The sequence below is a fragment of the Formosa haliotis genome, assembly GCF_001685485.1.
Lineage (GTDB): Bacteria > Bacteroidota > Bacteroidia > Flavobacteriales > Flavobacteriaceae > Formosa > Formosa haliotis.
On record NZ_BDEL01000001.1, the window covers coordinates 837,181 to 852,295 of the forward strand.

10 protein-coding genes and 2 tRNA genes are annotated in these 15,115 nt (G+C 34.5%); 3 read left to right on the forward strand and 9 right to left on the reverse strand.

Going from position 1 to position 15,115, the window contains the following annotated elements:
• Positions 1-507: 507 nt before the first annotated feature.
• The 5 genes from A9D35_RS03515 to A9D35_RS03535 form a co-directional block, all read right to left on the reverse strand.
• Positions 508-2,706 (reverse strand): hypothetical protein, encoded by a 2,199-nt coding sequence (locus tag A9D35_RS03515; RefSeq protein WP_066219107.1) that lies wholly within the window; start codon positions 2,704-2,706, stop codon positions 508-510.
• Positions 2,707-2,985: 279 nt separating this feature from the next.
• The gene (locus A9D35_RS03520) at positions 2,986-4,272 is read right to left on the reverse strand and encodes a site-specific integrase (protein ID WP_066219110.1); all 1,287 of its coding nucleotides are present in this window, start codon (positions 4,270-4,272) and stop codon (positions 2,986-2,988) included.
• A 216-nt stretch (positions 4,273-4,488) separates the two neighbouring features.
• A tRNA-Pro gene (locus A9D35_RS03525) sits at positions 4,489-4,563 on the reverse strand.
• Positions 4,564-4,614: 51 nt separating this feature from the next.
• A tRNA-Ser gene (locus tag A9D35_RS03530) sits at positions 4,615-4,698 on the reverse strand.
• Positions 4,699-4,790: 92 nt separating this feature from the next.
• Complete coding sequence (locus A9D35_RS03535; protein WP_066219113.1) at positions 4,791-6,842, reverse strand: HD family phosphohydrolase; 2,052 nt, start codon at positions 6,840-6,842, stop codon at positions 4,791-4,793.
• A gap of 126 nt (positions 6,843-6,968) precedes the next feature.
• Here A9D35_RS03535 and A9D35_RS03540 point away from each other — a divergent pair, with 126 nt between their 5' ends.
• From A9D35_RS03540 to A9D35_RS03550, 3 genes are all read left to right on the forward strand, one after another.
• Positions 6,969-8,147, forward strand: a complete 1,179-nt coding sequence (locus A9D35_RS03540; protein ID WP_066219116.1) for an acetyl-CoA C-acyltransferase — start codon at positions 6,969-6,971, stop codon at positions 8,145-8,147.
• Positions 8,148-8,212: 65 nt separating this feature from the next.
• Positions 8,213-8,962 carry a C40 family peptidase gene (locus tag A9D35_RS03545; RefSeq protein WP_066219118.1) on the forward strand — a complete coding sequence of 250 codons (750 nt, stop codon included), beginning with the start codon at positions 8,213-8,215 and terminating at the stop codon, positions 8,960-8,962.
• Positions 8,963-9,046: 84 nt separating this feature from the next.
• Positions 9,047-9,490 (forward strand): DUF2541 family protein, encoded by a 444-nt coding sequence (locus A9D35_RS03550; RefSeq protein ID WP_066219120.1) that lies wholly within the window; start codon positions 9,047-9,049, stop codon positions 9,488-9,490.
• A 74-nt stretch (positions 9,491-9,564) separates the two neighbouring features.
• On the opposite strand, the gene A9D35_RS03555 is transcribed toward A9D35_RS03550, so the two are convergent.
• The 4 genes from A9D35_RS03555 to A9D35_RS03570 form a co-directional block, all read right to left on the reverse strand.
• Positions 9,565-9,825 (reverse strand): hypothetical protein, encoded by a 261-nt coding sequence (locus tag A9D35_RS03555; RefSeq protein ID WP_066219123.1) that lies wholly within the window; start codon positions 9,823-9,825, stop codon positions 9,565-9,567.
• Between the two features lie 158 nt (positions 9,826-9,983).
• Positions 9,984-11,741, reverse strand: a complete 1,758-nt coding sequence (locus A9D35_RS03560) for an efflux RND transporter periplasmic adaptor subunit (RefSeq protein WP_066219125.1) — start codon at positions 11,739-11,741, stop codon at positions 9,984-9,986.
• Positions 11,742-11,745: 4 nt separating this feature from the next.
• The gene (locus A9D35_RS03565) at positions 11,746-12,228 is read right to left on the reverse strand and encodes a DUF305 domain-containing protein (protein WP_066219126.1); all 483 of its coding nucleotides are present in this window, start codon (positions 12,226-12,228) and stop codon (positions 11,746-11,748) included.
• Positions 12,229-12,245: 17 nt separating this feature from the next.
• A complete protein-coding gene (locus A9D35_RS03570) occupies positions 12,246-15,047 on the reverse strand; it encodes a heavy metal translocating P-type ATPase (protein ID WP_066219130.1) in 2,802 nt (933 codons plus the stop codon).
• Positions 15,048-15,115: the final 68 nt, after the last annotated feature.

Genomic DNA, 15,115 nt, shown 5'->3' on the forward strand with positions numbered 1-15,115 from the left:
TAGATTTATTTTTCACGGAAAAACGGTCTTAGCACTTTAAAACCAAGCCTTTTATTCGTGAAAAACCTAAATAGGGTTCCTTTTAATTATAAAAAACTTAATATTTAAAGTTCTTAGAGACTAACCTATAAGCATAAAAATAATATATTCCTTTCTTAAAATAAAATTTAAGATTTGTTTTCGTTTTAGTACAAAACCCATTTCCTTTCAATCAAAATTTAATAAATCAAGAGATTTTTTGATTGCCCATAATATATGAAAGTCATCCCCAGCACTTGATAAATCTGAACCTGATATTTTTTTAATTTGGTTCCTTCAATTAAAAAATAAATTTTAAATTATCGATAGAAATTCAATTTTAAAATCACTTAAATCCTAACTTTATTGAGTTAAAATGTAACCTATCCCGTAATTAAACTTCCTCTCCTTAGCCATATCGAAAGCTAATTTATACAATTCTCTTTAATTTGAATCCTTTGAATAAGAACAGCAGTAATTAAATAAAATTTAGGACAAATCATCAAATAAATTTGACTCATAACTGCCTGCTATAACAGAATAAGGATAATGATTATAATTAAGGTCATATCCAATAACCAATACTCCTCTACTATTCTCATCTTCTAAGCCTTCTGCGATTATATCATTTATTAAATTATTTCGAGTTACTTTATCAATGTCCTTATAAGGAAATCCAGCAAGTGTATAACGTCTTCTTTCAACTCCAACCTTCATTAACATGTAATTATATTTCTTTTCAACCTTTCCATCAAGGATTCTTTTTTTCAGAATTTTCAAGTTTCTTTCATATTCCTTTTGGTCTTGTTCTGGTAAGTTCAAAAGAATAAAAGAATTAATTAGCCAATTTTTAGTTCTTAATTCTATTTTATCTAATAAGTCTTGCCAATATTTAGTCTTTTTAAGAATAGGTTTTTTAACTTCTACTCCTCTATGTTTACCAATCATGTATGGGTCTAGCTCTTTGGATTTAAGGGTAAAATCAAAATGAGTTGTATCATTGTATTCCACTTCTCCAATATTAAAACCATTATCTAAGTAAAAGGCAAATAAATCTATTTCATCTCCATTAAATTCAACATGTGCTTCAAACTCTCTTCTTCTTGACAAATAATGAATTTTCTCAGACTGTGACGATAATATTTCAAAAATAACCTCCAAATCAGTATAACTTATTGAAGGAGCTAATTCTTCTAGTTTATTACTGACAACATTTGCTTTTATTAACTTTTTTAAATTGCATCCAATATTGCCTAAATGTGACAATGTTACTCCTAATGGAACAAAGTATTTAATTTTTGAAGAATCAACTTTATTTTTAACTTCTGATGATTTAGTTGTAAATAAGTGTTCTTTTGGATTGTTCTTTAAAAAATTTTGAAATCTAATAGCTTGCTCAGATGGTGAAATCACCAAATCTTTCATTGTTCTGAATAACCTATCGGGAGCACCTCTCTTAGCTGAAGATGAAATTGCTCCAGATTTACACTCTACTATAATTGCAAATTCTTCAATTAATACAATTAAATCGTTTTCATAATCTTTCTTATCCATTGGACAATACCATTTACTACCTGAAAGCACTCTTGCGTTAGGGAAGGAGCTTTTAAACAATAGCTCAACCTTTTCTTCAAGATACTTACCTTTCTTTTCTAAATAAATGTTTTTTAATTTAACATCAGTCCAGATTAAGCTTTCTAAAAGACTTACTCCTAGATGGTCAAACATATGCGGTATTGAAGAAAAGTATCCGTCCTCAGTTTTAATGAAAGGCTTAGAATGAATAGGATTATCAAGAAACACAAAGTCCTTATTAATTTCAGACAATTCTCCAAAGGACAGACTTAAATTCTCTAGCATATATTCAATATCAACTTTATTATATTTCCCTTCAAAATGATTAAAGATTTCTTCAATGTTCAGGGTAAATATATCAGACAAGAATAAATCAGAATGTTCTAAAAGAAAGACTTTTAGTGCTTTTAGATTCTTTACTATCTTTTCCCTAAATTGTTCTCTTTGCTTTTCCCCCTGTTTCTCTACTGAATCAAAACTTTTCTCATAGGTATTAAAAACATCATTATAGTTTTTCTGTTGTATAAAAAGACGTGTATTATTTCTATGAGCATTGAACTTATTCTCTATTAAGTTAACCAACCCAGAAAAAACTTCAATGAAATCACTTGAATTAAATCCAATAACTCTTTTAAAATCCTCAGAAATAAGAAAAGCAAGTTCTTGATTAATTGTTTTCATTTGACCTACATAAGCCCAATTTCTAACAGCTAAAGTATGTAGCATCATATCGGCTCTAAGTATAAATTCATTTAACCCATTTTCATTTTGTTCTATATTTTTTATGAGTTTATAATACCCAATGCTTTGATTTTGATTGAGGTTTTGAACTAAAGATTTGAAGTCTTCAACTTTTTCATGTAATGGTTTAGCCGAAATAGTTCTTTCAGCCATTAAAGAAAAAGCCTGTAAAATTTCTACATAGAATTGAGGAAATTCCAAATATCCTTTTATTGCTTCCTCATCTATCCCCTCTTCACTGGATGTAAAATAATAGGCGCAAAATGAACATAAGTATAGAGGATCATATTCTTTAAAATAATTAAGCAGTTCAACATATTCATTTTCAAACCTTTTATTGGCTTCTGCTCCAAGTTCTAAAAAAACACCCAACCTTTCTTCAAATGATAAATCTTGACCAAAAGAAGGGCTTTCAAACCTAATAAAATCTTGTTTAACAACTTCATAAGGTTTATAGCTTTTCTTTCTAGGATTTTTAGTCTTCTTTTTTTCTTTCGTTTTCTACTTAAAGGCATTTATATAAAATTATGGCTAACTAAAACACTACCTCAAATGTAAAAAATATCATTATTAAATAATATCTTACCTAAAATTTAACTATCCTCATTTGTCCAACAAAGGTGGCTCTCTAATTCCAAATTTTACAACTATTTAAACAATTCGTAGGGGAACAGGTTCAAACGATGACTTTTTAATTTTATTTTTTTTCTCATTTTCTATTAATACCTGCTTCAACCTCCCCATATCCTTACTTATTTTTTTCTCCACTACCCTAGCATATTTTTGAGTAGTAGAAAGTTTGGTATGTCCCAATAATTTTGAAACCGTCTCCAATGGCACATCGTTGAGCAAAGTAATGGTAGTTGCAAAAGTATGTCTTGCAACATGAAAAGTCAGATGTTTGGAAATACCTGCTATCTTAGCTAGAATTTTAATATTATCATTGACTTTTTGATTAGAAATGATAGGAAACAGCCTAAACCCATTATTTTGATTACCATAACAACTATATCTATATAATATTTCCAAGGCCTGTGGCAAAAGCGGCACTCGAACAGGTGTCTTTGTTTTTTGTCGTTTTACATTAATCCATAAAGCGCCATCAATTCCTTCCACTATATCATTATTTCTCAACTGTTTAACTTCTACATAAGATAGTCCTGTATAGCAAGAAAATACAAAAAAGTCCCTTATCTGTTTTAAAAGTACAGAAGGTAAACTAACACTTTTTAACCTTTCTAATTCCCAAGACTCTAAAAACACACTATCGTAATCCTCATACTTAAAAGCGTAAAAACTAAAAGGACTGCACTTATAACCACCAAACTTCATGGCAATATTAATAAGCTTCTTTAAGCGTTCCATATGCTTCATCACCCCATTGTTATTTAGAGACTGTGATGCTCTTAGCGGTTTACAGGTCCGAAGAAAATCCTCAAATTTAATTACAAACAGGTAATCAATAAAGGGCAATTGGATATCAGAACCACCATACTTTTGCTTTATAAAACGTTTTAAATATTTTTCTGTTGCAGTATAGTTCTTTAAAGTCCCTGGAGTCAATTTCTTCGATTCCACTGTTCTATGGTATTCAAGGATATCATCTAGGGTTTCCATAACCTTATCCTTACCAAGATAGCGTTTCTTAATTCTTTGGGAACTTATTGGAACACCTTCGGAACACAATTGTTTATGACATTCCAATAAATCGGTATAAATCCCATCCAAAAAGTCATTAATAGATTTAGCGTCCTTTAATCTAGGCTTTACCCTAAAGGATTGGTAACACCAATTGGATTCCAATGTAGTACGTTGTACACTAATATCAGCACCAATACCATTTACTAAAATACGCGCATAAATAGGAATTTGACCATTGCTTTTAATTGATCTTTTTTTCAGCCAAAAGTTTACACTGAATGATTTTGTAGTTTTCATTACATTTCACTTTAATTAGACATATTTTAAAGTGAAAGTCAAATCTTAGAAAAGCCCTAAAGGACTCTATTATACGAAAGTACATCCTAAAAATAGGACACGCTATAGGACATATTAACCATTAGTTTCAATTGAAAACAATTGAAACTAAAAAATATTAAATAACTGATAATCAATATATTTAATACTTTTTTAGTTTACAATATGTCAAAATTGTCGGGGTGGCAGGATTCGAACCTGCGACCTCCGCGTCCCAAACGCGGCGCGATAACCGGGCTACGCTACACCCCGAAGATGTATTTTAAACTCTTTAATTCCCGATATTATATTAAAGACTAATTGCGGAGAGACAGGGACTCGAACCCTGGCGACAGTTACCCGTCGACAGATTAGCAATCTGCTCCATTACCACTCTGGCACCTCTCCTAAAAATTATGAACGTTGCAATATTTTTGCGGTTGCAAATTTAAGCTTTGTTATTAGATTTCACAACCTTTTTTAATCTTTTTTTATAAAAATTATTCAGGGTATTCTATTCGTAAATGGTAAATGTTTGCTAGCTTGAGTTTTAGCACTTTTTTTATAGATTGAATTTCTTTAAACGTAATATTAGAATTTAAGAATTGCCCCTCATCCATCTGCTTATTTATAATATTTTCTACAAATTCATCAATCTTTGTCGACGTGGGTTCTTTTAAACTTTTTGAGGCCGCTTCTACACTATCGCACATCATTAAAATGGCTGTTTCTTTACTAAAAGGCTTTGGACCTTGATATCTGAAATCATCAATATTTACATCGTCGGGATGCAATTTCTTTTCCATCATATAAAAATAATACACCACACTTGTACCATGATGCGTTCTTATAAAATCTATAACGCGATCTGGCAAATTATTTTTCTTTCCTATTTCAATTCCATGTAAAACATGATCTATAATTATACGAGCACTCTCTTTTGGAGATAACTCATCGTGCGGATTTATTCCTGTAGACTGGTTTTCTGTAAAGAAGGTTGGATTCTTCATTTTACCTAAATCGTGATACAAGGCACCAACTCGAATTAACATACCATTTGCTCCTATTTCGTTAGCAGATGCTTCAGCCAAATTAGCAACGTTTAAACAGTGATGAAAGGTTCCAGGGGCTTTCTCTGCTAATTCTTTTAATAACTTCGAATTGGTATCTGTAAGTTCTAACAGCGAGACATCAGACACTAAACCAAACATCTTTTCGTAAGCATAGATTAAAGGTTGTACAAAAAGTGTCGCCAATCCACATAAAATAAACATTAAAAAAGTTTCCCATTTTAAGTTGTCTATGCTTCCTTCATGAATAACGAAAAATGCGAAATATGCAATAATATAAATCAGTGTAATTTGTCCAACCGAAATAAATAAATTGGCACGCTTATATAATTCAGACACCGTTAAAATAGTGACTATACCCGCTATTATTTGTAAAAACATATACTCATAACTATTCGGGACTATAGACCCCAATAACAACATGGTTACCACATGGGTGAAGAGGCCTAATCTGGCATCGAAAAAGGCTTTTAAAACCAGTGGAAGAATACAAATCGGGACCACATAAATATAATGTGAATTGTAATTTACAACCAAAGAGGTTATAAAAACCATAAACAACACGTTGAAGAAAATAAAAGTTACTTTATTATTATTTTCGAAAACATCGCGCCTGTATTTCCTTAAAAACAAAAGCAACATTAATAAGGCTAATGCGACCAACAAGGTGTATGCAAAAACGATCCAATTATAGTTTGAAGCATTCCAAACTTGCGATTCATATTCAGATTCTAACGATTTTAAAATTTGAAATTTATCGCCTTCAACAACTTCTCCTTTAGAGATGAGTAAGGTTTCCTTTTCTATACTCCCACGAGTATAAGATATTTTCCCTAATTCTTCATCTAACGCACGTTCCGTAAACTCTTTGTTATACGTTAAATTAGGCTGAATAACATCGTAGAAAACAGATAAAAACACCTTCTCGTAACTTTCTAACTTAACATCTTCTAAAGTTCTTATTAGTAAGGGTTTTATATTTTCTTGTTTCACTAAACTAGAATAGGTTGTATTAAGTTTTTCAACCCTATTTTCTAATAAAACAACTGTGGCCTGACTATTAAAACTGAGATCTTCATGAAGGATTCCGTAATGATAAAAATCATTTAAAATTTTAGTCCCTTCTTTTAAAAGCGTTCGATAATCTTTTTTTGGAATCGAATCCGGAACGGTTTCTTCAAAAGCGGCTTCAAAATCTTTAAAAACCTTTTGTTTTATACCACTATCAATGTCAAAATAACGAATGGCATTAGTATTAATTTCATGCTTTTCTTTCTCTATTTCTTCGTTACTCTTTTTTATAGCAAAATTAAAGGGCGCATATAAGTTTTCGGACTGCCAAGGTTTACCTTTTTCAAAATCGTACTTAAAGCGGCCACTTTTTGGAAACAAATACACAATTAAAAATGTGGTACATATAAAAAGTAATGCCTTATACAGCAGGGTATGATTCCTATAAAGGGTATTTATAAAGTCTTTCATGAATACATTTAAGTAAATCAAATGTAATAAAAATTAAAGCGTTTTAACAGGTTTATAAGAGTGTATTCCTTCCTAAATCCTATTAAATTGATTAATTTCGCAAGTATAAATCGTAAATGTGTTGTTATGAGTAAAGAAGTCGTTATTGTTTCTGCAGCTAGAACTCCTATTGGAAGTTTTTTAGGATCACTTTCTACAATTCCTGCCCCTAAATTAGGTGCCATAGCAATTAAAGGTGCGCTCGATAAAATAAATCTAGACGCCAATGCTGTTGAAGAAGTCTTTATGGGCCATGTTGTTCAGGCTGGTGCCGGCCAAGCTCCTGCTAGACAAGCAGCCATTTACGCCGGAATTCCAAATACTGTCCCTTGTACAACGGTAAATAAAGTGTGTGCTTCGGGTATGAAAGCTATTATGAGTGCAGCACAAACCATTGCTTTAGGCGATGCCGAAATTGTTGTTGCTGGAGGTATGGAAAACATGAGCTTAATTCCGCATTATATGCATGCTAGAACTGGCACTAAATTTGGACCCGCAACATTAATAGATGGCCTTCAAAAAGACGGTCTTGTAGATGCTTACGACCAAAATGCTATGGGGGTTTGTGCCGATGCTTGTGCTACCGAACATAAATTTAGTAGAGCAGATCAAGATGCCTACGCCATCCAGTCTTATTCCAGATCTGCTGCAGCCTGGGAAGCTGGGAAATTCGATAACGAAGTGGTTCCTGTTGAAGTCCCTCAACGTCGTGGCGAACCTTTAATTTTTAGTAAAGACGAAGAATTTACAAATGTAAAACTTGATAAAATTCCTTCGCTTCGACCTGCGTTTACAAAAGATGGTACCGTAACGGCTGCCAATGCGTCAACGATAAATGATGGTGCTGGTGCTGTTATTTTAATGAGTCGAGAAAAAGCAGATGCTTTAGGTTTAAAACCTTTAGCGCTTATAAAAGGATATGCAGATGCTGCCCAAGAACCAAAATGGTTTACCACGGCGCCTGCAAAAGCACTTCCAAAAGCCTTAGCAAAGGCTGGGGTAACTATAGATGAAATAGATTTTTTCGAATTTAACGAGGCCTTCTCTGTGGTTGGTTTAGCTAATATGAAAATACTTGGCTTAACAGATGCCAATGTAAATGTTAACGGCGGGGCGGTGTCTTTAGGTCATCCGCTAGGATGTTCTGGGGTTAGAATTATCATTACACTTTTAAATGTGCTCGAACAAAATAATGCCAAACTTGGTGCGGCGGCCATTTGCAATGGTGGCGGAGGAGCATCGGCAATGGTAATTGAACGACTTTAATTCAAAAAAATCTTTTATAAAAACTCATTAAATTCTATATTTAGCCAAAATCCAATAGTTAGTAAATGCAATACGGCGTTTGTAATTTAAGCATTGTCCCATTACGATTTGAACCTAATGACCCTTCCGAACTGGTGTCTCAAGTGCTCTATGGTGAACATTTCAAAGTTTTAGAACAACGAAAAAAATGGAGTAAAATCCGATTAGCTTTCGATGGCTATGAGGGATGGATAGACAATAAACAATACGTAGAAATTACTGAAGATATTTATATACAGCTGGATGCCGAACAGCCCAAACTAGCGACCGATTTGGTTGAATTTGTAAATGACGCAAATAACCAGCTCTACCCTATTCCTCTAGGGTCTTCTCTGAATAGTTTACATATTTTAAAACATACCCACGATGGTAATGTAAGTAACCATATCGCTCCAAAAAGCAATCTTATAGATACCGCATTTATGTATTTAAACGCACCTTACTTATGGGGAGGAAAAACACCTTTTGGAATTGATTGCTCTGGTTTTACACAAATGGTTTATAAACTGAATGGCTATAAAATATTCCGAGACGCTTCGCAACAAGCTACGCAAGGAGAAGCTTTAAGTTTTATAGAAGAAAGCGAAGCTGGTGATTTAGCTTTTTTTGATAATAACGAAGGTGTAATTATACACGTAGGTATTATTATGAATGATAATTACATTATTCATGCTCACGGAAAAATTAGAATAGACAGACTAGATCATTCGGGCATTTACAATGTAGATACCAAAACACATACACACAAATTGCGGGTTATTAAAAAAATTATATAACGCAATCTTCATTCTAATACCGTTTGCTTTTTATTCTTTTTGTGTATATTTAATTCTTATATAACCAATTAAATACCTACCATCATGAAGTTTAATACAAAATTCTTACTATCGGCACTCCTAATTTGCATACTCAGTATTCAGGCTGTCTCTGCGCAACGCATAGTAAAACCAAGACCCGTAACACACAGTAATAATGCTATAGGAAAATGGATTAATTTAGGAACCACTCATGCCAATCATACGGCAGACCACGATAGAATAAATGTTCCAGGACCTTACGATTATTATAGAAAAATTAAATTTACAGTAAGAGATTCTCCTGTTAATATTCAACGTTTAGTAGTTACTTACGATGGTGGAGTTCCTCAAAATATAAACACGCGTTTTTCAATTCCTAAAAATGGAGAAAGCCGTGTTATCGACTTAATTGGTGGAAAACGTAAATTAAGAAGTATAGAATTCTGGTATGATACTAAGGGTATTTTAAACGGAAAAGCAGATGTTACCGTTTATGGCATGAAATAATCTTACAACTTAGCAACAAGTCGTAAAATATAAAAAAAAGGTTAGCATGTAATATGCTAACCTTTTCTTATATATTAAAAGGAAAAGAAATCCCTTGGCCTTGCATTAAAACCAATGTCGTTAACCGCTTCCTCGATAAATCTAACCTCTATCATTTTAGAGACTTCTACTCGAAATTGTTTCGGAAAGACCACATCTTTAAATACAATAGATTCAACACCTTCAACTGCCATAACGGCTTGTTTAACTTTAATAATATCTTTATGCTCTGAAGCATTTGTTGTAAATGTTCGCCCCTGATTTTCTGGAATTACATTATCTAATAAGATTTCCATATCGAATTTGCTTTGATTTATTAATTATTAAATCTATCGCAAATTAGCATTAATATTTTAAATTCAATAATTAGACCATAGAAATTATCTATAGTTCAATTATATAATTCTCAAAAAACACCCTGAGTTCTTGTTATAAAACAAATTAGGATGCTTTATTACTCTATTATTTTATCATTTTCTCCACAGCCTAACATTGCATCTCCAAAATACGGATTCTTAATAACCGCATCAAAACTAAGCCAATACCCCCCGGTATTTACATTTGCCATAGGACAAAATTGTACATATACTTTTCTATCTATTCCAAAATGTTCTATCATTGATTTTATCGATACCGATACTTCTGAAAAATATTTTCGTTGGCCTGTAATATCCTCTGAGTTTACCACCGATTTAACCTGCCCTTCTAAATCCTTATGAATAGCCATATAGGTTTTATGAGCCTCTGTATCTTGTTCTAACGACTTCATATCTACATTTTTTAAGGTATGTAACAATGTAGTCGCTTCCGTTTTAGCTCGGTTTTCATGACTTTCCACAAGAGCATCTTTTAACCCGATATACGCTTTAAAAATCTTTAAAACCTCAGCTTGAAATGCTTTAGAAACGGTTATACGTTTAGCGACATCAATTTCCGAGGTCTGCGTAGACCGGTCTTCTATACTCACATAGTTCTGGTTCATCATAGAAGCTTTTCCCTGTAACTGAGCGGCAGCATCTACAGTAAATGTACCATGAGTTACAATAATATCGCCTACCGCTAATCCGTTTAACACTTCATAAGTATCGTTAATTTTATTTCCCAAAGCAATTTCACGCATTTCAAATACAGGTTCATCTGGATTTGCTTTTAAATACACCACAGACCGCTTTCCCGTCCACAGCACTGCCGAAGCCGGAATAGTAAGCACAGCCTGCACGCCTTGAGATTGACTAGCTATTTCGCCCTCGACAAACATTCCAGGCTTAAACAACCTTTTTGAGTTATCTAAGACGACTCTAATATTCACGGTTCGTGTAGAGGGATTTAACATGGGGTCTATAAATACAATCTCAGAATTTATAATAGTATTCGGATATGCTTTAGCTGAAATAGCAATATGCTGACCAACTTTTAACGATCGAATCTGATTTTCGTAGGCATCAAATTCAGCCCAAACTGTATTTAAATTTGAGACTTTAAAAATGGCCTTTCCATCCATAACATGATCGCCTTCTTTTGCTGAAATCTCTGTTACCGTACCCGATACATGCGAGTAAATTTTAAATTGAGTAATCACTTTTCCTGAAGTTTCTACCTCATGTAATTGACTATCATGAATCATCCAGTTTTTAAATTTATTATGAACCGCATGATATAATTCGGGTTGACTCCCTTTCATTTTATACGCCGTAATTAACTCCTGTTGTGCACTAATAAGCTCTGGGGAATACACCGTTGCAACCAATTGACCTTTACTTACTTGTTGTCCTACAGATGTCACATACAACGTCTCTATCCTGCCGTTAAAATGGGCAGGCTGCGTAAATACTTGATCATCGTTAACAGCGATAGTCCCAGATAAGACTAAGTGCTGCCCCTGGCCTGTTTCACCTAAAATTTCTGTAGTTTCAATGTTAGCCAATGCAGCAGCGTTTTTAGTTAACTTAAATTGCTGTGCCGTTAATCCGCTTGCATCGGTAACCATCGGGATTAGTTCCATACCACAAATAGGGCAATCTCCAGGTTCTTCTCTAACAATCTGCGGATGCATGGAGCACGTCCATTTTTGTTGCTGCTGTTCCGATGCTGCTTCTTCAGCATGATTATGGTCGTGATTTGAAGTGCTAGTTTTATGTCCTCCAAATAAAAAGTAACCCAAAACAAGCCCTAAAACCAATGCTATAATAATATAAACTGATGTTTGTTTCATGACTTTATTTCTTTTCTTCTAAACGTTTAATCATCGCTTTCATGTCTTCAATTTCCTTCTTTTGAGCCTTTATAATATCATCTGCCAATTGCTTCACTTCAGGATCTTTAAGGTCTGCGCGTTCACTCGTTAGTATAGCAATAGAGTGGTGAGGAATCATAGCTTTCATCCATAATATATCACCAATTATTGGCGCTTGAGTTCTAACCAAACCTAAGGCTCCAAAAAACAGAACAATACTCCCTATAATGATAGCCCTATTCATTTTTTTATTTTGATACATATCTCGCATGGCAAAAAACATAATAATTGCCATCGTTGAAATACCTAAACACGTCATATAAAAGCGGGTTAAACTAAAATACACATGGTCTATGGCATAAGTATTTAAATACATGGTGATATACATGGCAACAAATGATGCCGCTAGCATAATGAAGAATCGTTTGTAATTATTTTTTTTAGATTGATTTTTTGAATGTTCCATATCTAGTTTTTTTTTGATTAATCAATTTTTGCCGATTTTAATCGTAATGCATTGGCAATGACAGAAACCGAACTAAAACTCATGGCCAAAGCTGCAATCATAGGTGATAATAATATTCCGAAAAATGGATATAAAACCCCAGCCGCTATAGGCACCCCTACAGAATTATAAACCAAAGCGAAAAACAAATTCTGTTTGATGTTTTTCATCACTTTATCACTCAATTTTCTTGCTTTTACTATGCCATGTAAATCGCCTTTTACAAGCGTAATTGCTGCACTTTCTATCGCCACATCGGTTCCTGTGCCCATGGCAATACCAACATCACTTTTTGCCAATGCAGGCGCATCGTTTACACCATCGCCAGCCATAGCAACCTTTTTACCTTCATTTTGCAAGCGTTCTACTTCTGCCAATTTATCTTGAGGCAACATGCCACCTTTAAAATGTTTCAAGCCTAATTCTACGGCAACAGCCTTTGCCGTAGCTTCATTATCGCCCGAAAGCATCACGACATCAATGCCCAAGTCTTGCAATTCTTTTATGGCTTGTTTGCTTGTAGCTTTAATTTTATCGCCAATAACAACATAACCAACGGCTGTTTTATCTACCGAAAGGAAAGACACTGTTTTACCTTTTTGTTGTTCTTCAGCGGCAGCTTGTTTTAATGCTTTTGAAAGCGATGCCTTCGCTTCATCCATCATTTTAGCATTCCCCAAAGCGATTTGCTTACCATCAACTACAGCGGTAACCCCTTTTCCCGAAACCGAATTAAAATCGGATGCTTTTAAAAGCGTAACATTCTGCTCCTTGGCATACTTTACCGTAGCTTCGGCTAGTGGATGTTCACTCATGGTATTTACAGAAGCGATGTATTGGAGTACGGTGTTAGCATCTATACTATCTGAAACACTTTTTGCTTTTTCTACCGATGGTTTTCCTTCGGTTATCGTACCGGTTTTGTCAATAATCAAAGCATCCACTTTATCCATTTTCTCTAAAGCTTCGGCATTTTTAATCAGTACACCATTTTGGGCGCCTTTACCAACTCCAACCATAACCGACATGGGCGTGGCCAAGCCCAAAGCACAGGGACAAGCAATTATTAAAACCGCAATAGCATTTACAAAAGCAAAAGCGTATTTGGGTTCCGGGCCGAAAATAACCCAAAGCACAAAAGTTAAAATAGAAATCGCTACCACCACGGGCACAAAATACCCTGAAATTTTATCGGCTAATTTCTGAATAGGCGCCTGACTCCTGCTCGCCTTGTTCACCATGTCTATAATTTGCGACAATAAGGTATCGCCACCCACTTTTTCGGCGGTCATTATAAAGGATTGTTTCCCATTAATGGTTCCCGAACTCACTTGATCGCCTACAGTTTTTCTAACAGGAATTGGTTCTCCCGTAATCATCGATTCATCAACCGAACTTTCGCCTTCATGAACTTTACCATCTACAGGAATTTTATCTCCTGGTTTCACCCGTAATAAATCTCCTAAATTAATATCATCTATAGCAATAACTTCCTCATTACCATCTACCACACGAGTCGCTTCATTTGGTGCTAATTTCAATAATTCTTTAACCGCATCATTGGTTTTGCTATGTGCGCGAGCTTCTAACACTTGCCCCATTAAAACCAAGGTTAAAATTACCGAAGCTGCTTCAAAATACACATGCACGGTACCCGCTTCCGCTTTAAATTGATCGGGAATAACATCTGGAAATAGCATACCAAATACACTAAATAACCAAGCAACGCCTGCGCCTATCCCTATTAAAGTAAACATGTTTAGGTTCCAGGTTTTTATACTTTTATAGGCCCGTTCAAAAAACATCCAAGTCGCATAAAACACCACGGGAATAGACAACACAAACTGCACCCAATTCCAATATTTTAAGGGCATGATGTCGTATAATGGATTATTATGTATCATTTCCGACATGGCAATAACGAATATCGGAATGGTAAATGCCGCCGCGATTTTAAGCTTTTTAAGCAGTTTTTTATAGGTCTGCTCTTCGGCAGAAACATCAACTTGCAACGGAATTAAATCCATACCACAAATAGGACAAGCTCCGGGTTCATCTTTAATCACTTCAGGATGCATGGAGCAGGTATATTGCGTTTTAGTCGCTGCTTTTAAACTCTGCTCCTTAACCAAGTCCATACCACAAACCGGGCAATCGCCAGGGGCATCATAAGTCTTTTCACCCTCGCAATGCATCGGGCAATAATAGGTTCCCTTTCCTGAATCTTTTGTTTTTGCTTTTTTAGCAGGTAGGTCATGCTTATGAGTACCTAACGGGTGAATGGTATAGGTATCTCCATCATTTTTTAAGGCCTTTTGAAACGTTTCTATAGGAATATGAGTTTCCATTTCGATGGTGGCTTCAGATTTTTCTAGATCGACCGAAGCCTTGGTAACGCCTTCAACAGCATTCAAAATAGTTTCCACATGACCACGACAACCGTTGCACGTCATACCATGTATATGATACGTATGCATCATACCTTTTGGCGAATCTGCCTGGGTTTTAACTTCTGAATGTTCATGATTGATTTCTGGAGTTTGACTCCCATCTTTTAGAGAGGCTGGGAGTGGTTTCTCTATTCCATATCGTCCGCCATCATCTTGTAACACTTTTTGAAACGTCGCTATAGGAATATATGTATCCATTTCTATTTCGGCTTCGGCTTTCGCTAAATCGACTGTTGCTTTAGAGACACCCTCCACATTAGAAAGTATGGTTTCCACATGACCACGACAGCCATTACAAGTCATTCCTGATATTTTATATATATGTTTCATGATTTGTTTATTTACTCTATAAATTTACGATTATAGTACCTTTTACATTAGCATAATTCGGGTATATG